Source organism: Rhodococcus sp. BE178 (genome assembly GCF_050433545.1).
Lineage (GTDB): Bacteria > Actinomycetota > Actinomycetes > Mycobacteriales > Mycobacteriaceae > Prescottella.
This window is the reverse complement of sequence record NZ_JBNPXA010000003.1, coordinates 195,482-217,522: the sequence shown is the minus strand read 5'-3', so window position 1 is coordinate 217,522 and position 22,041 is coordinate 195,482. Positions and strand designations below refer to the sequence as shown.

The window sequence follows — 22,041 nt, the reverse complement described above, 5'->3', positions numbered from 1 at the left end:
GTCAGGATAGTGGTCTGCCTGTTCGATGCAGTTCTGGACCTACTGGGTAGTCCGGAAATCGTGGACGATTCGTTGCATGGATCGGATCAGGAGATACCCAGAACTCGCCGGCGACCACCGGCGCGATCTCGACGCGGTGCTCGACGCGGCAGCGGTCGGCACCCTCGCGACGGTCGTGGACGGACTGCCGTGGGTTGTGCCCATGCTCTACGCACGCGACGGTGACCGCATCGTGTTGCACGGATCGACGGGTGCCGGGGCGCTGCGGCAGGTCGCGGCGGGTGCGCCTGCCGCGTTCTCCGTCACGATGCTCGACGGGATCGTGGTGGCGGACACCCTGTTCGACTCCACGGCCAACTACCGGTCGGCCGTGGTCCGCGGGTGCCTCACCGACTTCAGTGGAGACGATGCGGTGCACGCCCTGGACCTGATGTCCGACTCGCTGATCCCCGGTCGCAGTTCGGAGGTGCGGACTCACACGAAGAAGGAACTCGCGGCGACCCTGGCGATGGCCCTGCCCATCGAACCCGGATGCTGGACGGTGAGGGTGCGGGACGCGCCACCGCCCGAACCGTCCATGGATTCCGTCGGATGGGCGGGCGTGGTTCCGCTGCGGACGTCGGCGTGCGAACCGATCCCGGCACCGTGGGTGGGCGCGGACATGCCGGCACCCGAGTCGGTCCGGCGTCTGGTCGCGAACGGGAGCCCCTAGGCGCTCGATCGGGCGGTTGTCGGAACAGACGTCGAGTGACGATCCCGACAACCGCCCGTTCGGCGTCGAATCCGGGCGGTGGTCGCGCCCGCACGGCGTATGCTCGCGCAGCACAGGACGGGTCGGCGGCGCAGGCTCCATCGCGTGGCTGGCCCGATGTGCGATGTGAGGGGACTCGATAGAAACCGTCACGAATCCTTCTGTGGTTGAAGACGGCCCGGGCCGGGTCCTGGTGCGCAGCGAGTTCGCCCCGTTGCACACGGTGGCGGTGTCCCGATCGCAGTTCGGTGCCCCGGACGCGATGATCGAAGGCTGTCTGCGCTTGCCGCACCGCCGGCTCGAGGTGCTGGCCAGCCGAGAGATCCTCGCGGACAGGGCGCTCGGAGGCCGCTGCATCTATGTGGGCGCTACCGCAGCCGGCCGTGCCGGACGGTGCGGCCGACGACCTCGGAGCAGGGCCGTTCCTCGAGGGGGGCGATCGCGGGATATGGCGTCACCGTCGAGTACGTCGACTTCGCGGTTACCCGCAGCTTCGGCGGGGCGTTCCGGTGCACGACGCAGGTGCTTCACCGGGAATGAACTACCGACCCGAGGCGTCTCCCCGATAACCCAGAGCTCGAGCCGCTTCCAGACGCTCAACGGGTGGTTACTGCGACAACGGCCGAGAGCCGATCGCAGTAACCACCCGTTCTCCGCTGTGAGTCAGTTGGCCGACGACGCGGCCCGGGTCTTCCACCACGACCAGGCGGCCGTGACGATGATGGCGCCGGCGAGGGAGCCGATGATGCCGCTGGGGCGCAGTGCGAGTCCGTCACCGGCGAGGAGGCTGATGACCAGGCCGCCTACCAACGAACCGCCGAGGCCGGCGGCGCAGGCCAGAGCCCAGTCGATTCCGTTCCTGGATCTGCCCATGATGAGCTGGGCGACGACGCCGACAAGCAACCCGAACAGGATGATCCCGATGATCAGCATGGCGGGAGTATAGGCAGCCATATCCGGCGGATTCTCTGTTTTGTCGCAAAGACACGGTCTCCCGATGGCAACAATCGCGGCGGGTATCGAACTGGAGTGATTCAAACTCTTGAACCGCCTGCACAGGCGGGGGCCGGCCGTCGGTGACCGCCCGGGAGCCGTTGACGACCGCAGCGGTGGGGCACAGGATTCGCGGCATGACATTCAGCGTCGACACCCGGGCACACCGGCACGCCGTTCCGGCCTGCTGCGTGGCCGCCCCCTGTCCGCGCTCCTGTTGATGTCGCCGGCCCTCGGGAACTAGGGGCCGTCACTCTGCTCGCCCGCCGGTCGTCCACGACCGCTCGGGATCGTCTGTGCACTCCCCACGTACGTATCGGAGGTTTTCCATGCGTCGTTCGACGCGTCTACGCTTCTCCCTGACCGCCGCCGCGGTCATCGCATCCCTCGCTCTGACCGCCTGCAGCAGTTCCAGTGCCTCGGAACCGTCTGCCACGGCCGGAAACCCGCGGTCCGATGTCACCCTCCGGATCGGTGACCAGGTCAAGAGCACGCAGTCGCTCCTCGAGGCGGCCGGCGAGCTGGACGGCCTCGACTACGGCATCGAGTGGTCCACGTTCGAGGCGGGACCGCCGCTACTGGAAGCGCTGGGCGCCAACAAGATCGACGCCGGTGGCACGGGCGACGTGCCGCCGGTGTTCGCCCAGGCCACCGGGAATTCCGGCCGTATCGTCGCGGTGCAAGCGCGGACCGGCACCAACGACTTCCTGCTGGTGCCCGCGAACTCGACCGCGTCGTCCATCGCCGACCTGAAGGGCAAGAAGATCGCGGTCACGCAGGGCTCGAGCTCGCACGGCCTCGTCCTCGGCCTGCTCGAGCAGGCGAACCTGCCGGTATCGGACTTTCAGTTCCAGTTCCTCAGCCCCGCAGATGCATTGAGCGCGTTCGCCTCCGGCCAGGTCGACGCATGGGCGGTGTGGAACCCCTACGCGACCATCGGCACGAACACCGCCGGCGCCGAGGTGATCGCCGACGGCAGTGAGGTCGCCACCGGCCAGTCCTACTTCTCGGCCGCGTCGGAGGCCTTGGCGGACCCGGCGAAGTCGGCGGCGCTGGCCGACTTCTTCCAGCGGTTGTCCCGCGCCCAGGTGTGGGCCGACGCGCACCCGGAGGCGTGGGTGCCGATCTTCGCGAAGCTGACCAAGCTCCCGCAGGACGTTGCGGCGGCGTCGTTCGACACGTCGAAGGGCTCCTACGTTCCGATCGACGACCAGCGCATCGCGAAGCAGCAGAAGCTGATCGACCTGTTCGCCTCGGCGGGACTGCTGAAGCAGGCTCCCGTCGCCGGTGAGTACTTCGACGCCCGGTTCAACCCGCAGATCGAGGAGGGCGGGAAATGACCGCGGTCCTGACGCAGAATGTCGTGACCGTCGCCGCAGCGGATACCGCCGCGCCGACGCCGCCGCGCCGACGCCGTTCGTGGACGCCGCTGCTGCGACTGATCTCCCCGCTGGTACTGCTGGTGCTGTGGCAGGTACTCAGCAGCGCCGGAGTGGTGTCGGACAAGACGATTGCCTCGCCGGCGCAGGTGATCTCGGCGGCCGCCGAACTGTGGTCGGACGGCAGCCTGCAGGACGCACTCGCCGTGTCGGTGCAGCGGGTGCTCCTCGGTGTCGTGCTCGGGGTTGCGCTCGCCGTCGTGCTCGGCGTGCTCGCCGGGTTCTCCCGGATCGTCGAACTCGCCATCGATCCGCCCATCCAGATGCTGCGGACGGTGCCGTTCCTCGGGCTGGTCCCGCTGTTCATCATCTGGTTCGGGATCGGCGAGGAGCCCAAGGTGCTCCTGGTGGCGCTCGGGGTGATGTTCCCGCTGTATCTCAACCTGTTCGCCGGCATCCGGAGCATCGACGGCAAGCTGATCGAGGCCGCGGAGACGCTGGGGCTCAGCAGGTTCCAACTCGCGGTCCATGTGGTTCTGCCCGGGTCACTGCCGCAGGCGCTCACCGGGCTGCGGCTGTCCCTCGGCGTCGCGTGGCTGGCGCTGATCGTCGCCGAACAGATCAACGCGGACGCCGGGCTCGGGTATCTCGTCAACAACGCCCGCATCTACTTCCGCATCGACATCGTCATCTTCGGCCTGCTCGTGTACGCGTTCCTCGGTCTCGCAACCGACGCGATCGTGCGGGCCCTCGAAGGGAGGCTCCTGACATGGCGCAAGACGTACCAGGGGGCGTGAGCGACGCCGTCGTCACCGCCCGCGGCGTGCGACGCATCTTCGGCTCCGACGTCGTCCTCGACGGCATCGACCTGACCCTGCGCCGCGGCGAGATCGTCGCGCTCGTCGGACGCAGCGGCTCGGGCAAGTCGACGCTGCTGAGGACCGTCGCCGGGCTCGACCACGGACACGACGGCAGCATCGACGTCGACGGTTCGGTGGCCGTCGCGTTCCAGGAGCCGCGGTTGCTTCCGTGGAAACGGGTGCACCGCAACGTCTCGCTCGGACTGCCGGGTGCCGACGGCAGGCAGCGCGCGGTCGATGCCCTCGCGGAGGTGAACCTCGCGCACCGTGTCGACGCGTGGCCGCTGACCCTCTCCGGCGGCGAGGCCCAGCGGGTGTCGTTGGCTCGGGCCCTCGTCCGCGAGCCCGAGCTGCTGCTCCTCGACGAACCGTTCGGTGCGCTGGACGCGCTGACCCGAATCACCGCCTACGAGTTACTGATCCGGTTGTGGAAGCGGCGCGGCTTCGCGGTCCTGCTCGTCACCCACGACGTGGAGGAGGCGGTGCTGCTCGCGGACCGGGTGCTCGTCCTCGACGGCGGCCGGATCGCCCACGACGTCGCGGTCTCGGCGCCCCGCCCTCGGCTGCGTGCCGACCCCGACGTGGTCGGCCTGCGCAGCACAGTTCTCACTCATCTCGGCGTTCTCGAAGGGATTCCCGCATGACTCTGCATTTCCATTGGTACCTGCCCACCTCCGGGGACGGGCGGGAGGTGATCGGCGCGCTCGACCCGCAGGAGGCCGCGGGGCGCGCGTCTGCGTTTCGTCCGCCGTCGCTCGACTACCTGTCCCTGGTCGCCAGGACTGCGGAGCAGTTGGGTTTCGAAGCGGTGCTCACGCCGACCGGCACGTGGTGCTCTGATGCGTGGATCACGACCGCGGCGCTCATCCGGGAGACCCGCACGCTCAAGTTCCTCGTCGCGTTCCGGCCCGGGTTGATCACCCCGACGCTGGCCGCGCAGCAGGCCGCGGCGTTCCAGCAGTTGTCCGGCGGTCGGTTGCTGCTCAACATCGTCACGGGCGGTGACGCAGAGGAGCAGCGCCGGTTCGGCGACTTCCTCACCAAGGCGGAGCGCTACCAGCGGACGGGGGAGTTCCTCGAGATCGTCCGCGGTGCGTGGAGTGGGACGCCGTTCGACTTCGCGGGTACCCACTACACAGTCGAGGGTGCGGCGGCACTCCCCACGCCGTCGCCGGCGCCGGGGATCTTCTTCGGTGGGGCCAGCGAGCCTGCCCTGGACGTCGCCGCCCGGCATGTCGACACCTACCTCACCTGGACCGAGCCGCCTACGAGGGTGGGCGCCCTGATCGACGACGTCCGCCGCCGCGCCGCACTGCACGGACGGACCCTGAGCTTCGGGATCCGCGCGCACGTCATCGCCCGCGACACCTCGGAGGAGGCGTGGGCCGAAGCACACAAGCTGGTCGAGCGAATGAATCCCGCGCAGATCGAGCTGGCACGGAACCGCCTGGCGCAGAGCGAGTCCGAAGGCCAACGACGTCAGCTCGGCCTGAGCGCCGATCTGCGCAACCTCGAGGTGTACCCGGGGCTGTGGGCCGGGTACGGGCTGGTCCGCGGCGGCGCCGGAACCGCTCTCGTCGGCAGCCACGCGGAGGTGGCGTCGCTGATCCAGGAGTACGCGGCGGTGGGCGTCGAGCACTTCGTGCTGTCCGGTCAGCCGCACATCGAGGAGGCGTACTGGTTCGGTGAGGGGGTGCGTCCGATCCTGTCGCGGCAGGGGGTGCTGCAGGTCGCGTGATCGGTGCACGGCCGAGGACCGGGCGCCACTTCACGTGGCGCGCGGATCCGCGGACTCGGTGATCACACCATCTCGGGCACGTGCAGGTGGGCGATCGCGAGCTCGAACTCGCACACCTCCAGCACCTCGGCTCGGGCCTCACTCAGGGTTGCGTTCCGGATGGTCTCGCCCTGCTCGCGGCTGGCCGCCATCTGCTCGACGCTGTCGAAGGTCACCGAGGACACCGCGCGTCCGGCCGCATGGTCGGCCATCAGACTCGCGCTGCAGAACCCGTCGACCTCGCCCAGCGCGGGCAATGCCGCCAGCTTGTAGACGTCGACAGCGCGCGCCATCGTGCCCGGCTCCACCTTGAACCAGGCCGCGCGGACGCACGCGCCGTGGTGGGACGGATGATCGCGGTGCAGGACCTCGATGTCCCACCGCTCGACGTGCCAGGTGCCGTGGAAGACCTCGGCGGCCCGATCGCGAAGCTGCATGACGGGCCCCTCGCTCTGGCGGAGAGCGTCCTCGTCCATCCACGAACTGGTGGCGATGCAGCGCCCGGAGTCCCGGTCGACCAGCAGCGACAGTCCGGCGCAGCCTTCGATGTCGGCGAGTTCCGGCATCACGGTGTCGCGGACGTGCTTGATGCCGGCGTCGATGAACGAGGGATGCGCCTGGATAGTTGTAGAACGTGCGTACACGATCCACCTCTTTCTGCTCGAGGTGGCGCCCGGGGGCGCCACCGGCCCCATTCCTTACCCCACCTTCCTCCCGCGCGCGGGGCATGGCAATGGCCGGTCAGCGCCGTGCGGTAACCGGTCTCTCAGCCGGGCAGCGCCAGGCCGAAGTCCACCGAGCCGTCGGGGTTGACGTCGTAGATATCGACACCGTCGGCGATGTTGGCCTGATCGGTCCCCGTCGACACCGCGATCTTGTTGCAAGAGTTGCGCATCATGTCGAGCACCAACTCCACCGCCTCGGCGGGTGAGAAGTGTTCGCGCACAGCCGCGATCGCCTGCGGATCGAGATGGCCGGGCTGCCAGGTCAGCCCCTCGGCGAGGCCCAGCCCCGCCTTGTGGCGCGGGGACAGCCCGCCGCTGCGGTAGTCGTCGATCTCGGCGTAGACGGCTTCGTCGCCGCCCGCCAGCAGTGCGGTGCGGTTGCGCAGGGACTTGCACAGCCGGCAGTTGTGCTGGCGGGCCTGGTACAGGCGCACGACCTCGGTGGTCACCGGGTCGAGTTCGCGGAGCCGGGCGACGTCGACCAGCGTGCGCTGGATCAGCGGCCACGGTTCACCCTCGGTGGCCCACTCGATCGGGATGCCCCAGTCGGCGTCGGCGCCCTCGAACAGCGCGTCGAGTCCGGCGCGGACGCGCGGCACCCAGTCGGCGACGTAGAGCGACTGCACGAAGGTGCCGGTCCGGTCGCCGAGCGCCGACGCGAGCGCGCCCCGCATGGCGTCGTCGATCATGGACACGTCGGCGCTGAACTGCTCGGCGAACTCGAGCGGCACCTGGGTGGTCCCGTCGGCGTTCGCGGGTGCGGAGGTCACGGGCGGCGCGGGCAGCGGCGGGAGTGACAGCGTCCGCCCGCACACCTCGCGGGCCCGCGCGACGCCGGAGCCGTCGCCGATGGGTGGGACGAGGGCGACCAGACGGTCGAGCGTGGACGCAACCTCGGGAGCGTGGCGTCGCAGGGCGGTGGCGCCGTGATCGCGAGACCAGTCGTCGTGTCCTGTCATGCCTACCACCGTCCTGTGGATGCGCTCGCCGGTCCCGATCCATTGAACGCCGTCGCGCGGATATTCGCTTGCCCGGTCCCGAAATCGCTCTACGGTGGGACTACCAATCATTCGGACGACGCCGCGGGCGATCCCCGCGCGATCGTCCACGACCGGAGTAGGACAGTGACCCCCACCGAGCACGGCCACAAACTGTTGAACTTTGCCAGCCACGTCGACGACACCGCCCTTGCACAGGCGCGGGAAACCGCGTCCATGCCGTTCGTGTACCCGCACGTGGCGCTGATGCCGGACGCGCACAGCGGCAAGGGATCCGCGGTCGGAACGGTGATCCCGACCCGCGGTGCGGTGATCCCAGCGGCGGTCGGCGTCGATATCGGCTGCGGAATGATCGCTGCCCGAACCCAGTTCGACGCCGGTGACATCGAACGAGCCGGCGCCCGCGGCCGGACGCTCCATGCACTCCGCCTGCGGCTCGAGGATGCAATTCCGTTGTCCCCGGGCAACTACAACCTCACGGCATCCCTCGGGGAATGGTTCGCGGAGCCGAAGATCGCGGAACTCGAGGAGCGCGCGGCGAAGGGCGGCGTGGACCTGTCGCACTCCCCGAAGTGGCGTGAGCAGTTGGGGTCCCTCGGTGGCGGCAACCACTTCATCGAGCTGTGCCTCGACGAACAGGATCGGGTGTGGATGTTCCTGCATTCCGGGAGCCGAGGAGTGGGCAACAAGATCGCACAGAAGCACATCGCGATCGCCCAGAAGCTGTGCCGGACATGGCACATCGAGCTGCCCAACCGGGACCTCGCCTACCTCGCGGAGGGTGCGCCCGAGTTCTGGGCGTACATCCGGGAACTGCGGTGGGCGCAGCGGTTCGCGCTCCTGAACCGGGCCGAGATGATGGACCGCTACAGCGCGGTACTGGGGGAGTGGATCGGTGAGGGGGTGGTCGAGGCTGAGCGGATAAACAGTCACCACAACTACACCGAGCAGGAGGAGCACTACGGCGAGAAGGTGTGGCTCACTCGCAAGGGCGCGGTCAACGCCCACGAAGGAGTGGACGCCGTCATCCCGGGTTCCATGGGCACCCGCTCCTACGTGGTCCGGGGGAAGGGCAGCAAGCCCGGACTGTGCTCCGCCCCGCACGGCGCCGGCCGCAGGTTCTCCCGCACACAGGCCCGGAAGCGGTTCACCGTGGCGGACCTGGCCGAGCGCATGCAGGGGATCGAGTACCGGCACGGCGCCGAATGGATCGACGAGATCCCCGACGCCTACAAGGACATCGACGTCGTCATGGACGACGCCCGTGATCTCGTCGAGATCCGCCACGAGTTGCGGCAGATCCTCAACCTGAAGGGCACCTAGAAGGTTCGTCGACCAGGGGCCCGGGATCGTTCCCGGGAACGATCCCGGGAACGTTCCCGTCTGTTCACCCAGCGGTGCCGATGGCGCCACCGCCGTGTCGGTTCGACCATTGACGATCACTTTCGGAACGAGGTCCCCGAGAGTGAGGTCGTGTGATGGTGAAGCGGTCGGTGTTGGCAGTGGGTGCAGCTGCCTTGGCGGGTGTGCTCGCACTTGCGGGGTGTTCGTCGGGTGGTGGAGGGGAATCGAGCGCGGATTCGATCCTGGTCTATTCGCCGCAGGGCGAGGGGCCGCGAGGTGAGTACATTGCGTCTCACGCCAAAGATGCTCTCGGTCTCGATGTTTCGTTCGTCTCCGGTGGCGGCGGCGAGCTGACCGAGCGGCTGCTCGCGGAGAAGAACAATGCCCAGGCCGACGTCGTTCTCGGGCTCGGCGAGGCACAGCTGAACCAGATCGGGGCTGCCGGTGTGCTGGCCGACTACTCGCCCGTCTGGCGAGATCTGGTGCCCGGCGAGTTCGACTCGGGCACCGGGGCCTTCACCCTGTTCTCGCAGACTCCGATCGTGATGGCGTACAATCCGGCAGCTCTCGACGCGGTGCAGGCGCCACGCAAGTGGGAGGATCTGGCGGACGAGCGGTTCGCGAACAAGTTCGTGTTCCCGAGCGTGACGAGTCAGACCGGGCAGGCTGCGGTCGCGGGGATCTTGTGGCCCCACACCGACCGCGAATCGGGTGAGGTCACGGATGCGGGCTGGGACCTGCTGACTCGGATTCTGCGGAATGCGGTACCGGTCGCATCGGGCCAGAAATTCGACTGGAACCGGGTCACCTCCGGAGAACAGCCGGTGGTCGTGAACTGGCTCGGCGGCATCGAGACCGGCGCGAAGGACAACGGGCTGGATCTGCGTGTGGTCGATGCCGAGGGTGGTTCGCCCTTCGTGTCGACCGGCATCGGTCTGGTGGCCGGCAGCGATCGCGCAGATGCGGCGAAGCGCTTCATCGATTGGTTCGGGTCGGCCGAGGTCCAGGCGGACTTCGTGAAGACGACCGGCAGCGACACCCCGGTGAATCCGCAGGCGCTGGCGCAGCTACCGGAGGCCGAGGCGGCACTGGCGGAGATCGGCAAGCAGGACATCGACTGGGGCGTCGTGGCGCCGCGAATGTCGTCGTGGCTCGAGCGGATCCAGCTCGACATTCTCGGCGGCTGAGCGGTGCCGGTGCAACGGGGAGTGAGTGTCCGACGATGATCGGTATCAAGGGTGTACAGGTCCGGTACGGCGACAAGACAGTGATCCCCCCGCTCGACCTCGAGGTCGGCAGTGGCGAGTTCGTGGCGCTTCTGGGGCCGTCCGGGTGCGGTAAATCGACGCTGCTCCGGGCCCTCGGGGGATTCGTCCCGATCTCGTCGGGCTCCATCGTCGTCGACGGTCGCGACGTCACCGCGGTCGAACCGGAGCGGCGCGGAATCGGCTTCGTGTTCCAGAGCTACGCGCTGTTTCCGCACCTGACGGTGGCGCAGAACGTGCAGTTCGGGTTGAAGGTGCACAGGCTGCCCAGAGCCGAGGTCGTCTCGCGCACCGCGGAAGTCCTTGAACTGACGGGACTGGACGCGTTCGCGAACGCGACGCCGAGTGAACTGTCGGGGGGTCAGCAGCAGCGGGTCGCGATCGCCAGGGTCCTGGCAACGAAGCCGTCGGTGATGCTGATGGACGAGCCCCTGTCGAATCTCGATGCACGGCTGCGGGTCACGTTGCGCGATGAGATCAAGCGCCTGCACCGCGAGCTGGGTGTGACGACCGTGTACGTCACCCACGACCAGGAAGAGGCGTTGGCGCTGGCAGACCGGGTGGCGGTGATGAACTCCGGCCGCATCGAGCAGGTCGACAGCCCGCACGCGGTCTACCACTCGCCGGTCAACCGCTACGTCGGCGAGTTCGTGGGCTCGATCGACGTGCTCGAATCCGGGACCAGGGCATTGTTCGGCGTGGCCCGGGGAGGTCAGCTGGCGCTACGTCCCGAGCGGCTGCGGCTTGCCGACGGAGCCGGGCTCGACTGCGTGGCCGGCGGCACCGTCACCGACGCCGCGTTCCTCGGCTCGACGACGCGCTACCGCGTCGAGATCGGCGGGCAGGGACTGACGATGCTCGCCGGCTCGGACCGCAACGCGGTTCTCCACGTCGGTGACGAAGTGCGGTGCGGTTTCGACCTGCCCGATCTGATCGAGCTGTCGGCATGACCGGGACGACGGCGACGCCGACCGCGACGACGACCTCGCGGTCCGGTGGCCTCACCCGCCGTGTGAAGCGACTGTTGTTCGCCGCCGCGGTCGCCGCGTTCGGGTGGTTCGTCGTGACGTTCCTGTTCTTTCCGAATCTCAGCGTGATCGATGCGGTACTGCGCTCGGACCACGGATCCGTCGGACAGGTCGCGTCGAGGTTGATCGACTCGGGCCGGGTCGTGGGTGCCGTGCGCGACACTCTGGTGATCGCGGTGATCTCGACGGTCACGGCGAACGTGGTCGGGATTGCTCAGGTGTTCTTCCTCGAAGCCTTCGCGATCCGTGGAAGGGGTTTTCTCACAGTCGCCTACGCGGTGCCGCTGGTGTTCGGATCCATCGCGGCAGTGACCGGATACGCGATGGTGTACGGCGAGAACGGGCTCATTACCCGAACTCTGCAAGCAGTGATCCCGGGCCTGCCCGATGACTGGTTCTCCGGGATGGGCGCGGTGATCTTCGTGCATACCTTCACCATGACCGGGTACCACTTCCTGTTCCTGCGGCCGGCGATCCGGCGTGTCGACTTCTCGATGGTCGAGGCGGCCCGGTCGCTGGGAATGCGGCCGCTTCCGGCTCTGTTCCGGGTGGTGCTTCCGGTGCTGAAGCCGACGATCCTGGCGTCGGTGCTGATGGCCTTCATCTCGACTCTCACATCGTTCGCGGCGCCGACCATCCTCGGTGGGGCCGAGTTGACCATGATCGCCCCGATGATCCAGTCCCTGTCGGGGCTGGGGCGCATGGACATGGCCGCGCTGCTCGGACTGCTCCTCGGCGCGGCGACGACGGTGCTGCTGGTGTGGGCGCTGCGTCAGGAGCGCCGCAGCGGTGCCGTGATGTCGAGCAAGACGCCGCGGCCGTTCGAGCCGATTCGGCTACGCGGTCGGGGTACGAAGTTCCTCGCCTATGGGGCCGCGTACCTGCTGGCGATCGTCAATCTGGCCCCGCTGGTGGTGACGGCGCTGCTGTCGCTGGCTCCGGTGGAGGCGATCCGTCGCGGCGAGATCAGTCCCGAGCTCACGGTCGAGCACTACGTCCGGATGCTCACGAACCCGACCGCCTATGAGCCACTGGTCAATTCACTCACACTCGCCGTACTCGCCATCCCGCTGGCGCTCGTCATCGGAACAGTCGCTGCGCACCTCTCGTATCGGTCGCGACGAAGGTTCGTCGGTGACGTCATCCAGCTCACGATGTTCCTGCCGTACTTTCTCCCCGGAATCCTCGTCGCGTTGGGGTTCCTCATCGCCTTCGGTGCGGGGAGTGCGCTCGTCGGCGGTCAGGTCCTGGTCGGCACGTACTGGATCCTGCCGCTGGCGTATACCGTCCTGCTCCTACCGGTGGTGTCGCGCTTCGTCACCGCCACCTACGCCGGTCTCGATCCATCGCTCGACGACGCGGCCCGGTCGCTCGGCGCAAGCCCGACGAGAAGGTTCCTGACGGTGATCCTGCCGGCGTTGACGCCAGTGCTCCTGCAGGTCGCAGCGTTGGGGTTCAACGACACCCTCTCCGAGTACACCGTCTCGGTGATGCTCTACAACATCAACAACAAGCCGCTCGGTGTCACGCTCGGAACGCTGGCTGCCGAACAGGATCCGAACCTGGTGGGCCTGACCACCGCCTACGTCGTCACCATCACGGCGCTCTCGATCGTGGTCGTGCTGTTCGCCGATCGCATGGCGCTGCGGGCATCCAGACGTGGGGTCGGCCGACGATGATCCACCAACTATCCAGACGAACAGGAGTTGTCCTCCCGTGCCCGTGAGTCCCGCACCCACCCCCTGCGTCGGAGGGGTTCAGAGTGCCGAACCCTGCGCCCTCGTGGAGCTTTCCGGGGAGAACGCCTACGCGCAGGAATGGTTCATCGCGCCGAAGAGTGCCGTGTCGGCGTGCGAGGACGCTCTCGTCGTCACCGAACACTTCGCCGCCGTCGTCGACGGAATGTCGAGCCCGCTGCGCGACAGGGGACAGGCCCCGAGCGGTCGGCTCTACGCCGAGACCGTCGCCAGGGAGATCGCCCGGCTGGAGCCGAACGTGTCGGCCCGCCGTGCCGTCGACACGATCAGTCAGGCGCTCACACACATCCGGCCCGATCACGCCGGCCCGTCCGGTGCCGTCGCCGCGGTCTACTCGCGGGCGCGCCGCGAGATATGGAGGATCGGCGATATCCACCTGCGCATCGGCGACCGGGTAGTCCCGGGCGAGAAACGCGTGGATCAGGCTATGACCTTGTTCAGAGCGGCAGTCGTTGCGGCCCATGCGGCGGCCGGAGAGTCTCTCGACGCGCTGCGCGATCAGGACCCGGGGTTGGCGGCGAGCCGGCCGTTGCTCGAACTGCAACACCACCTCGCCAACCGGGACGCCGCCTTCGGCTACGGAGTGCTCGACGGCAGTGCCGTCCCCGACTGCCATATCGAGGTGTTCCCGGTCGCCGGCGCCGCAACCGTGGTCTTCGCGAGCGACGGGTATCCGGGGCCGGCGGCCACGCTCGCGTGCGCCGAACGCGAACTGTTCGCCGCCATTGCACACGACCCGGCCTGCATCGGCGAGCTGGCAGCCATGGGCAAGCCGCTCCGACCGGGCGCCGAGACCCCCGACGACCGCACCTACCTCCGGTTTGACCCATCGAGTTCGTACGCCGGTTTCGACACAGAGAGAGAGTCCTGACGATGAGCACACTGCGCGTGGTGACCTGGAACGTCCTGCACACGAACCGCCATCAGCGGGTCGGGCTGCTGGCGGCAGCCGTGGCGACCCGCCGCCCGGATGTCGTCCTCCTGCAGGAATCGAGCCCACGGCACGCCGAGGACCTCGCGGCGGAGCTGGGCATGCACGTCGCCGCCGTCCCGGACGACGCCGCCGACCTCGTCAGCGTCCCCGCCGTGCTGTCCACACGGGAGCCGTCGGAGGTCCGCGTCGATTGTCTTGCCGGGGACGACGGCCGCAACTACTACCTCACCACCGCGGTACTCGAGGTGGACTCGACGCGGATCAGAGTCGGCTCGACCCATCTGCGCCACACCCCGTCGGCATGGCAGATGACCGAGACCGGCAGGAGGTTCGCCCGAGATTCGGGGATTCGAATCGACTTCGGCGCAATCGAAGCCACCACTGCGGTGCGGCTGCGGCAGCTGGCCGAGATCGGTGATCTCCTGCATCGGAAGATGGAACCGGTGGATCACGAGATCCTGGGAGGGGACTTCAACCTCGTCCCCGACAGCCCCGAGTACGCCGCGATCATCGAGGACCGGCTTCGGGACAGCTGGAACGGCGCCACCGCGGCCGCCCGGGCGACGGTGCTCGCCAGGAACCCACTGGTCGGCGACACGCCCGCGCACCTTCGTTCGGACGGCCCGGCGGCGCGGGCGCTCGACTACACCCTCGACTACCAATTCCATTCGTCCGGAATGGAAGTGGTTTGCGCCGAGGTGATCGGCGAACCGGACGGTGAGGGCGCCTGGCCGAGTGATCATCTCGGACTGAGCGTCGACTACACGCCGGCGGACCGGGGCGCATCGGGCACCGGACATGGCTGACCGCATCACCATTGCGGATGTCGCGGCCGCAGCGGGGGTGTCGAAGTCGGCGGCCAGCCGTGCGCTGCTGGCGCAGCCCGGCGTCTCCGACGATGCCAGGCAGCATGTCGAGGCGGTCGCGGCCCGGCTCGGCTATATCAAAGATGTACGCGCCCAAGCATTGAAAGCGAAGAACACCAAGATCATCGGAGTGTTCGTCCGATCCGTGCGGCTGTCGTTCTACGGGGAGATGATCGCTCACCTCCAGGAACATCTCGAGGAGGCGGGATTCTCCCTCGCGGTCGGTACCGCATCGGCCGGTACCACGCCCGGCGATGTGCTGGCCGGACTGCTCGGACTGCGGCCCGAAGCCCTCGTCATCGCCTCCGGACGGATGCCCGAGGCGCAGATCGTTCCGGTGGCTCAGCGCCTCCCGACCGTCCTGATGGGGCGCGCGAGCACCTCGCCGTCGATCGGGTCGGTCTGCGACGACGGTCGTGGAGCGGAGGTCCTAGCGGGGCTGATCGCACATGCCGGCCACCGCGCTGTCGGGGTGCTGCATGTGGCTGCGGAGCATTCGACGACACTGCACCAACGATCGACCCGGATGCAGCGGGCCCTGACCGAGGCGGGCATCGACACCGTCGCGATCCCTCGGGCGGCCGCGGGTGACCATCCCGAGCCGGATATTCTTGCCCGCTGCCTCGACGACGTCTCGGTCATCATGTGTCCCAACGACCCCACCCTGCTGAGTACGTGGGAACAACTCACTGCGCTCGGCGTCCGGGTGCCGGACGACATTGCTCTCACCGGATACGACGGGATCGGACAACTCGCCAGCCCCGTTCTGGGGCTGACCACCTGGAGGCAGCCGATCGAGCAGATAACCGCAGCCACGGCCCGGCAGGTTCTACGCCGATTGACCGGTGACAGTCCACCCGAACGCATCGAGCTCCCCGGCGATCTGATCCGTGGACGAACGCTGCCCACGTACCTGCCGCTGGGATGACCCGGCGGATGGCGGTCAGGCCGCCGGGAGCCCGCTCGAAACGACGAACACCCCGGGATCGTCCCGGGGTGTTCGTCGACTATCGGATCAGCTGAACTCGATGGTGCTGCCGAAGTTCAGCAGGTTCCCGATCGTTCCGATCAGCGGGAACAGTGAGATGAGATTGAGGTTCATGGCGGACTCTCCCCTGACCAAGGTTTCGTCGAGCGATTGTGATCGAAACGAAATATAGGCCACGGGTCGCCTCGGATACGGCGTTTTCCCGAAATCCATTTGGACGATCGTCCAAATGAATTTCGTTACGCGGTGCGGGCGAGCATCGCGTCGAGGGCCGCGAAGCTCTCGTTGAGGCCCTGTTCCATGCCGGACTCGATCATTCCGTCCCGGTCCTCCGCCGTGAGGAAGATCGAGTCCAGCACCAACTTCGTGCGGCCGTCGCCGAGGTCGACGAAATCGATGGTCTCGACGGATACGTGAGTCGGCATCCCGTCCCATTCGAACGACCACACGATGCGGTCCTTCGGAGTGACCTCGCGGAAGCGCCCCTCGAAGCCGGAGCTCCCGCCCTCGTGGTGCTCGACGAAGCGCCAGTGCCCACCCCGCTCGAGTTCCCACTTCTCGATGTCGAGCCTGTTGCCGCGGCCCCACCACTGCGCGAGCAGCTCGGGTTCGGTGTATGCGGCCCACACGCGATCCCGGGGCGCATTCAGCGTGCGTTCGATGTGCAGGCCACGGTCGCCCGGGGTGGTGACGGTCGTGGCGGATGTCTGGCTGGTCATCGATCCTTCTCCGTTCGGTTGGGGTCGTCGTTCTCCAGGAATGCCTCGAGACGGTCCAGTCGCGCCTCGACCTCGCGGTGGTATCCGAGCATCCAATCGAGTTCCTGCCGAAGTGGATTGGTGCCCAGTCGGCAGAACCGGACCCGACCGCGCTTCTCGCTCACCACCATGCCGGCGGCCTCGAGGAGTGCCAGGTGCTTCTTGATCCCGGTCAGGGTCATCTCGAAACTCTCCGCCAGTTCGCTGACCGTTGCCGCTCCCCGTGTGAGGTGTTCGAGAATTCCGCGACGGGTGCTGTCCGACAGCGCTGCGAACGTGGCGTCGAGATCCGAATGCTGAATCATCTAGTTCAGTGTTGCGCGCCGCGCGGATGTTGTCAATGCGCCATTGATGCCCCAGTCAATGCCTCAGTTGATGCCCCCGGTCGATTGTCCCTAGTACGGAAGGGTTGTGTCGGTGAGCTTTTCGGCCACCGCCCACAGTGACGGTGCGAGGTCGACGCCACGCGAGCTGCGGGGCTGGTCGAGTCGGCGGGTCGGGCCGATCAGTCCCATTCGTCCGCCGGGCCCGTAGTACCCGCCCTGGGCGGCATCGGGACTGGTCGCGGCGAACAGGAGGGGTTCGGCGCCCTGCTGGACATCCTGGGACGGCAGGATCGTGCGGTCGCTGCCCGAGAACACACCGTGCCGCGCCCGGTCCCGGCCCAGGCTCGCACCCGCGGTCTGCAGGTTGGTGCGGGTGTAGCCGGGATGCGCATACGTGCTGAGTAGGTTCCATCCGCGCTCGACCGCGACGCCGGCGAGGTACTGCGCCATCAGCATGTCGGCGAGCTTGGACTGCGCGTAACTCAACGCCGGGCTGTACCGGTGTGCGGAGTGCAGGTCCCGGAAGTTGATTCGTCCGTAGTGCGCCGTGCCGCTGGTCATCGTGGCCACCCGGGGGGCCGGCGCGTCGAGCAGCAGTGGCAGCAGGAGATTGGTCAGGGCGAACGGGCCCAGGAAGTTGGTGCCGAACTGCAGCTCGAATCCGTCGACGGTCTCGAACCGCTCGGGCGGCGACATGACCCCGGCGTTGTTGACCAGGAGGTCGAGGGGGCGTCCGTCGTCGAGGAAACCGGCGGCAAATTCGCGGACGGATCCGAGATCGGCCAGGTCGATCCGGCGGATCTCCAGTTGCGCGTGCGGAAGGTCGTGCATGATCTCCGCGCACGCGGCCTCGCCCTTGCGCGGAGTGCGGCAGGCCATTACGACATGGGCGCCCGCCGCGGCCAGCCGTCGGGTGGCCTCTTTACCGGTGCCGCTGTTGGCGCCGGTGACGATGACGTACCGGCCCTGCATGTCGGGAACGTGGTACATGCGAACTCCCTGGCGATCGATGATTCGCGGGTGGCGTTCGCGTTCCAATCTACCGGTGTGCGCTGACGAGCGAGTGCGTCATCGGGGAGAGAAGCTGCTCGGTGGTGTGCCGAGCAGCTTGGTGAACATTGCCGTGAACGACGCCGGGCTGGCGTAACCGAGGCGGGCCGCGACAGCTGCGACGGGGCGTCCCGTTCCCAGTTCGGGGAGTGCGGCGAGGACGCAGGCGCGTCGACGCCAACTCGCCGAACTCATCCCGGTCTCGGAGGAGAACATCCGATCGAGGGTTCGGGTGCTGACGTGCAATGTGTGGGCCCACGCCTGGTTCCGGTCGTGGATGTCGGGGGCGTCGAGGAACGCCTGGCACAGTGCGCGAAGTTCGGGGTGTCCGGGTAACGGTAGTTCCAGCGGCAGCGGCGCGGTGTCGGCGATCTCGTGCAAGAGCAAGGTCATCAGTGCGCCGTCACGGCCGAAGTGGTCGTACCGGAGGGGACGTCGACCGCGGCGAGGAGCAGTTCCCGCAGGAGTGGACGTACGTCGACGACTCGGCATGCCCGGGGAAACCAGGGCGCCGCACCAGGCTCGATGTAGAGGCTGCGCGTACTGACGTCGAGCATCGTGACGCGATGCCGGGTGCGGGGAGGAATCAATACCGCTCGGTCCTGCGGTACGGTCCATGTGCCGCAATCGGTTTCGACCTGCATGACGCCGGAGGCGCCGAAGAGGAACTGGGCGCGGCGGTGCCGGTGCCAATCCAGCAGGTGGCGCGGCGGGTAGTCGGTGCCGATGGCGAGGACGGCGCGATCGGTGGTGTCGAGATCGTCGACCGGAACGTTGCGCACCAGAAGACGGTACGCCGGAAGGTGGCGGATTCGCGATAGAGGATGACGGGTCATCGATTGTGCGCCACTCGTGGGGTTCGTAGCGTCGGAGCCGTGAGTATTGCGGTTCTTCTTCTCTTCGGGTGCATCACCGGAATCACCACCGTCGCCTTCGGTTTCGGGGGCGGATTCGTCACGGTTCCGGTCGTGTACTGGTTCATCGGACGGTCGGCGACGGCGCCCGCGGATACGGCGATGCATGTTGCCGTCGCGACCTCGGCGGCGGTGATGGTGGTCAACGCGACGATCGCGACCTACACATATCGCCGGAACGGCGGACGCCGACTGGCGGGAACGGCGACGCTGCTTCCAGCCCTGGCGATCGGTGGACTGCTCGGCGCGTTTCTGGCGACGCGCGTCGACGGGGCGGTCGTTCACGCGTTCTTCGTGGTCTACCTCGTCGCCACCGTCGTCGACGTATCTGTCAGGCGCGGCTTCCTCGCCGCGCCGGCGACATACCGGCGGTCGCCGGGCGGCGCCGCGACCACGATCGGCGGAGTCGCGGTCGGATCCGTCGCGAGCTTTCTGGGAGTCGGTGGCAGCGTGATGACCGTGCCGATCCTGCGCCGACGAGGGATGTCGATGATCGACGCGACAGGCCTGGCCAACCTGCTGACGCTGCCGGTCGCACTCGCCGCGTCGGTGATCTACGCAACCACCGGCCCCGCAGCCGTCGCGTCGGCGACGGGGCTGCGAGTGGGGCTCGTGGATGTGGCCGCAGCAGGGGCGCTGCTGGCGGGTGCCCTACCGGCCATCGCGATCGTCCGACGGTCGATCGGGCGGATTCCGGACCGGGCCCACGCGGTCGGATACATCGGGCTCCTCGTCCTGGTCGCGGCGCTGATGACGGCTCTCCGATGAGTTTGCCCTGCACAAGCGGTCTGAATATATGAGTATTGGGTGGCCCGTATTCGTCAGGCTGTCGAAAGGGACCATGTCATGCAGAAGATCACTCCGTGCCTGTGGTTCGACACCGAAGGGGAGGCGGCCGCGCAGTTCTACACCTCGGTGTTCAAGAACTCGAAGATCCGGAACATCTCCCGTTACGGCCCCGACATGCACCGACCGGAAGGCCTCGCGCTCACGATCGAGTTCGAATTGGACGGGCAGAACTTCACGATCCTCAACGGGGGGCCCGAGTTCACCTTCGACGAGGCGATCTCGTTCCAGGTGAGCTGCGCCGACCAGTCCGAGGTCGACGCATACTGGACCCAGCTCACGGCCGATGGTGGGCAGGAGAGCCAGTGCGGTTGGCTCAAGGATCGGTTCGGGGTGTCGTGGCAGATCATTCCTGCCGCCCTGGGTTCGTACCTCGGGGGCCCGGACTCCGAGGGGGCGCAGCGGGCCACGCAGGCGATGCTGGGGATGCGCAAACTCGACATCGGTGTCATCCGCGCGGCCTACGAGGGATCCTGACGGTTTGGCCCACACCTGACCGGTGCGGTTCGCTGTCCCCATGGGATTCAGCCGCGCCGAACTCGAGTCGTTCCGGGACAAGGAGGTCCCTGATCTGATCGGTCCGGGGTGTCGCCTGCTGTTCGTGGGCATCAATCCGGGGCTGTGGACGGCCGCCACCGGGGCGCATTTCGCGCGCCCGGGCAACCGCTTCTATCCGGCGCTGCTGCGGGGCGGGATCGTCGACCGGCCGATCGATCCCACCGCCGGCATGTCCGACGCCGACCGCGATCTGCTCGTCCGGCGCGGCGTCGGCATCACGAATCTTGTTGCGCGCGCGACGGCCCGGGCCGACGAGCTCACCGCGGCGGAGTTGCGGGCGGGCGGACAGCGGCTACGCGACGTGGTGGCGACGGTGCGCCCGCGGGTGGTCGCGGTCGCCGGCATCACCGCCTACCGGGCCGCGTTCGGCGCGCGGGCGGCGCAGAAGGGCCGGCAGCCCGACGGCTTCGAGGGTGCCGAGTTGTGGGTGGTGCCGAACCCGAGCGGGCTCAACGCGCACGACACCGTCGACTCCCTTGCACACGCGTATCGCGCCGCGGCCGTCGAGGCAGGGGTGATCGTGGACTGACGTTTTCCGGTGGAGGCCGGTCTCGTGCCGTCCTCGCGAATCGGGACACAGCGGGGGCGCCGTCGAGGCACACTCGGAGGATGGCGGAGATCCGGCGCGGACGGTGGCATCGGCTGTGGACCAACGGTCTGATGGTGCTGATCGCGTTGGCGTTCGGGCTGGTGGGAGCCCCCCGCGCGGGCGCGGCGGTCGATTCGGTGATCTTCGCCGGCACCTCGAACCAAGTCATCACGGTCTTCGCCCCGACACCGGAGGCAACAGTCGCGGAACTCACGGCATGGGAGCGGGGCGCCGACGGCGTCTGGCACGAGGTTGCCGGGCCGGTGGTCGCGCAGGTCGGCGCGGAAGGGATCGGGGCGGCGAGCGAATTCTCGGCCCGCACCCCGGCCGGGGTGTTCCCGCTGACCGGGGCCTTCGGCCGGCTTCCCGATCCGGGCACCGCGATGCCGTACTTCCGTACCGATGTGCAGGACTGGTGGGATTCGAACCCCGCCTCACCCGGTTACAACACACACGTGCGGCAGTCGGTCAGCCCGGGCGCCGCCAGCGAGAACCTGTACGCCGCCGGTGCGGAGTACGACTACGCTGCGGTGATCGGATACAACTCCGCGCGCACGCCCGGCGCAGGATCGGCAATCTTCCTGCACGTCACCGACGGCGCTCCGACGGCTGGTTGCGTTGCGATCGACCGTGATTCGCTGGCGTCGATCCTCGGCCGACTCGACCCCGCACGGCACCCGTTGATCGCGATCGGCGTGGGGGAGGCGCCGCGGCCGTGACCGGCGACGGTTCGGCCCTGCCACTGTTCGCCACCGAACCGACCGCGGCGGTGATCCTCGCATTCGCGTTCGTCGCGTTGCTGTACTCCGAGTACCGGATCGGGCGAACTCATCCCGGCGGCGGCTCACACCGTGACGGATGGACCGGTCCCGCTGTCGGGCTCGGCCTGATGGTCTCGTATGTCGGTGGGGCGGCGGTGAGCGTGCTGGTGTCGACGACGGTGATCACGACGGGTGCGTGGTGGTACTTCTGGATCGGCCTGCTGGTGGCCGCGGCCGGGCAGGGACTGCGGCTGCGGGCGGTCCACGAACTCGGGGCGGCGTTCACATTCCAGGTGCAGACCGCACCGGGGCAGTCGGTGATCGACACCGGTCTCTACCGGCGGATCCGGCATCCGTCGTACACCGGTGCGCTGGTGTGCGCGTTGGGATTCACGGTCGCCTATACGAACTGGCTCGCACCGCTGACGGTGCTCGCCCTGGCCGCCGCGTACGTGGTCCGGATTCCACACGAGGAGCGGGTGCTCGTCGACGGGCTGGGGGAGCCGTACCGGCAGTACATGCGCCGGACCAAGCGGCTGGTTCCGTACGTGCTGTAGCCGCGGAACGCCGAAGG

At 68.0% G+C, this 22,041-nt stretch carries 24 protein-coding genes and 1 pseudogene; 17 read left to right on the top strand and 8 right to left on the bottom strand.

Features of this window, described 5'->3' with window-relative positions; genetic code table 11:
* Positions 1–76 precede the first annotated feature (76 nt).
* The gene (locus J2X34_RS07985; RefSeq protein WP_429516515.1) at positions 77–712 is read left to right on the top strand and encodes a pyridoxamine 5'-phosphate oxidase family protein; all 636 of its coding nucleotides are present in this window, start codon (positions 77–79) and stop codon (positions 710–712) included.
* Between the two features lie 702 nt (positions 713–1,414).
* Here J2X34_RS07985 and J2X34_RS07980 read toward each other — a convergent pair.
* Entirely contained in the window at positions 1,415–1,684 is a 270-nt protein-coding gene (locus tag J2X34_RS07980) for a GlsB/YeaQ/YmgE family stress response membrane protein (RefSeq protein WP_114718351.1), read from the bottom strand.
* 389 nt (positions 1,685–2,073) lie between these two features.
* Here J2X34_RS07980 and J2X34_RS07975 point away from each other — a divergent pair, with 389 nt between their 5' ends.
* From J2X34_RS07975 to J2X34_RS07960, 4 genes are read left to right on the top strand one after another with little or no spacing between them, the layout of a single operon-like run.
* A complete protein-coding gene (locus J2X34_RS07975) occupies positions 2,074–3,084 on the top strand; it encodes an ABC transporter substrate-binding protein (RefSeq protein WP_429516514.1) in 1,011 nt (336 codons plus the stop codon).
* Positions 3,081–3,920, top strand: a complete 840-nt coding sequence (locus J2X34_RS07970; RefSeq protein ID WP_114718353.1) for an ABC transporter permease — start codon at positions 3,081–3,083, stop codon at positions 3,918–3,920. The genes J2X34_RS07975 and J2X34_RS07970 overlap by 4 nt, the downstream gene beginning before the upstream one ends.
* Positions 3,893–4,627 (top strand): ABC transporter ATP-binding protein, encoded by a 735-nt coding sequence (locus J2X34_RS07965; RefSeq protein ID WP_429516513.1) that lies wholly within the window; start codon positions 3,893–3,895, stop codon positions 4,625–4,627. The genes J2X34_RS07970 and J2X34_RS07965 overlap by 28 nt, the downstream gene beginning before the upstream one ends.
* The gene (locus J2X34_RS07960) at positions 4,624–5,721 is read left to right on the top strand and encodes an LLM class flavin-dependent oxidoreductase (protein WP_114718355.1); all 1,098 of its coding nucleotides are present in this window, start codon (positions 4,624–4,626) and stop codon (positions 5,719–5,721) included. The genes J2X34_RS07965 and J2X34_RS07960 overlap by 4 nt, the downstream gene beginning before the upstream one ends.
* A 62-nt stretch (positions 5,722–5,783) precedes the next feature.
* Here the strand turns inward: J2X34_RS07960 and J2X34_RS07955 are convergent, their stop codons facing one another.
* Positions 5,784–6,455 (bottom strand): hypothetical protein, encoded by a 672-nt coding sequence (locus J2X34_RS07955; protein WP_114718356.1) that lies wholly within the window; start codon positions 6,453–6,455, stop codon positions 5,784–5,786.
* Positions 6,456–6,526: 71 nt separating this feature from the next.
* The gene (locus J2X34_RS07950; RefSeq protein ID WP_114718357.1) at positions 6,527–7,444 is read right to left on the bottom strand and encodes a carboxymuconolactone decarboxylase family protein; all 918 of its coding nucleotides are present in this window, start codon (positions 7,442–7,444) and stop codon (positions 6,527–6,529) included.
* A gap of 165 nt (positions 7,445–7,609) precedes the next feature.
* On the opposite strand from J2X34_RS07950, the gene J2X34_RS07945 reads away from it, so the two are divergent.
* The 7 genes from J2X34_RS07945 to J2X34_RS07915 all read left to right on the top strand — a co-directional run bounded on the left by J2X34_RS07945 (position 7,610) and on the right by J2X34_RS07915 (position 15,605).
* Positions 7,610–8,806 carry an RtcB family protein gene (locus J2X34_RS07945; protein WP_429516512.1) on the top strand — a complete coding sequence of 399 codons (1,197 nt, stop codon included), beginning with the start codon at positions 7,610–7,612 and terminating at the stop codon, positions 8,804–8,806.
* 179 nt (positions 8,807–8,985) lie between these two features.
* The gene (locus J2X34_RS07940; protein ID WP_429516511.1) at positions 8,986–10,014 is read left to right on the top strand and encodes an extracellular solute-binding protein; all 1,029 of its coding nucleotides are present in this window, start codon (positions 8,986–8,988) and stop codon (positions 10,012–10,014) included.
* Between the two features lie 35 nt (positions 10,015–10,049).
* The gene (locus J2X34_RS07935; protein WP_114718359.1) at positions 10,050–11,042 is read left to right on the top strand and encodes an ABC transporter ATP-binding protein; all 993 of its coding nucleotides are present in this window, start codon (positions 10,050–10,052) and stop codon (positions 11,040–11,042) included.
* Entirely contained in the window at positions 11,039–12,799 is a 1,761-nt protein-coding gene (locus J2X34_RS07930) for an ABC transporter permease (protein WP_114718360.1), read from the top strand. The genes J2X34_RS07935 and J2X34_RS07930 overlap by 4 nt, the downstream gene beginning before the upstream one ends.
* Positions 12,800–12,902: 103 nt before the next feature.
* Positions 12,903–13,748: a hypothetical protein gene (locus J2X34_RS07925; protein WP_174909009.1), complete on the top strand. Its 846-nt coding sequence runs from the start codon at positions 12,903–12,905 to the stop codon at positions 13,746–13,748.
* A gap of 2 nt (positions 13,749–13,750) precedes the next feature.
* Positions 13,751–14,617 (top strand): endonuclease/exonuclease/phosphatase family protein, encoded by an 867-nt coding sequence (locus J2X34_RS07920; protein ID WP_429516510.1) that lies wholly within the window; start codon positions 13,751–13,753, stop codon positions 14,615–14,617.
* Positions 14,610–15,605 carry a LacI family DNA-binding transcriptional regulator gene (locus J2X34_RS07915; RefSeq protein WP_114718361.1) on the top strand — a complete coding sequence of 332 codons (996 nt, stop codon included), beginning with the start codon at positions 14,610–14,612 and terminating at the stop codon, positions 15,603–15,605. Before J2X34_RS07920 ends, J2X34_RS07915 begins: the two co-directional genes overlap by 8 nt.
* 87 nt (positions 15,606–15,692) lie before the next feature.
* On the opposite strand, the gene J2X34_RS07910 is transcribed toward J2X34_RS07915, so the two are convergent.
* From J2X34_RS07910 to J2X34_RS07890, 5 genes and pseudogenes are all read right to left on the bottom strand, one after another.
* Positions 15,693–15,878 carry a hypothetical protein gene (locus tag J2X34_RS07910; RefSeq protein ID WP_147283443.1) on the bottom strand — a complete coding sequence of 62 codons (186 nt, stop codon included), beginning with the start codon at positions 15,876–15,878 and terminating at the stop codon, positions 15,693–15,695.
* 26 nt (positions 15,879–15,904) lie between these two features.
* A complete protein-coding gene (locus J2X34_RS07905; RefSeq protein WP_114718362.1) occupies positions 15,905–16,384 on the bottom strand; it encodes an SRPBCC family protein in 480 nt (159 codons plus the stop codon).
* Positions 16,381–16,728: an ArsR/SmtB family transcription factor gene (locus J2X34_RS07900; RefSeq protein ID WP_429516509.1), complete on the bottom strand. Its 348-nt coding sequence runs from the start codon at positions 16,726–16,728 to the stop codon at positions 16,381–16,383. The genes J2X34_RS07905 and J2X34_RS07900 overlap by 4 nt, the downstream gene beginning before the upstream one ends.
* Positions 16,729–16,818: 90 nt before the next feature.
* Positions 16,819–17,739 (bottom strand): SDR family oxidoreductase, encoded by a 921-nt coding sequence (locus tag J2X34_RS07895; RefSeq protein ID WP_114718364.1) that lies wholly within the window; start codon positions 17,737–17,739, stop codon positions 16,819–16,821.
* 78 nt (positions 17,740–17,817) lie between these two features.
* Positions 17,818–18,581, bottom strand: a pseudogene (locus J2X34_RS07890) (AraC family transcriptional regulator).
* Between the two features lie 99 nt (positions 18,582–18,680).
* Here J2X34_RS07890 and J2X34_RS07885 point away from each other — a divergent pair.
* The 5 genes from J2X34_RS07885 to J2X34_RS07865 all read left to right on the top strand — a co-directional run bounded on the left by J2X34_RS07885 (position 18,681) and on the right by J2X34_RS07865 (position 22,024).
* Positions 18,681–19,481: a sulfite exporter TauE/SafE family protein gene (locus tag J2X34_RS07885; protein ID WP_429516776.1), complete on the top strand. Its 801-nt coding sequence runs from the start codon at positions 18,681–18,683 to the stop codon at positions 19,479–19,481.
* A gap of 78 nt (positions 19,482–19,559) precedes the next feature.
* A complete protein-coding gene (locus J2X34_RS07880) occupies positions 19,560–20,036 on the top strand; it encodes a VOC family protein (protein WP_429516508.1) in 477 nt (158 codons plus the stop codon).
* 40 nt (positions 20,037–20,076) lie between these two features.
* Entirely contained in the window at positions 20,077–20,646 is a 570-nt protein-coding gene (locus J2X34_RS07875) for a mismatch-specific DNA-glycosylase (protein WP_114718368.1), read from the top strand.
* An 80-nt stretch (positions 20,647–20,726) separates the two neighbouring features.
* Positions 20,727–21,425 (top strand): L,D-transpeptidase family protein, encoded by a 699-nt coding sequence (locus J2X34_RS07870; RefSeq protein WP_429516507.1) that lies wholly within the window; start codon positions 20,727–20,729, stop codon positions 21,423–21,425.
* On the top strand, positions 21,422–22,024 hold the full coding sequence (locus J2X34_RS07865; RefSeq protein WP_429516506.1) for a methyltransferase family protein: 603 nt from the start codon (positions 21,422–21,424) through the stop codon (positions 22,022–22,024). Before J2X34_RS07870 ends, J2X34_RS07865 begins: the two co-directional genes overlap by 4 nt.
* The last annotated feature ends 17 nt before the right edge of the window (positions 22,025–22,041 follow it).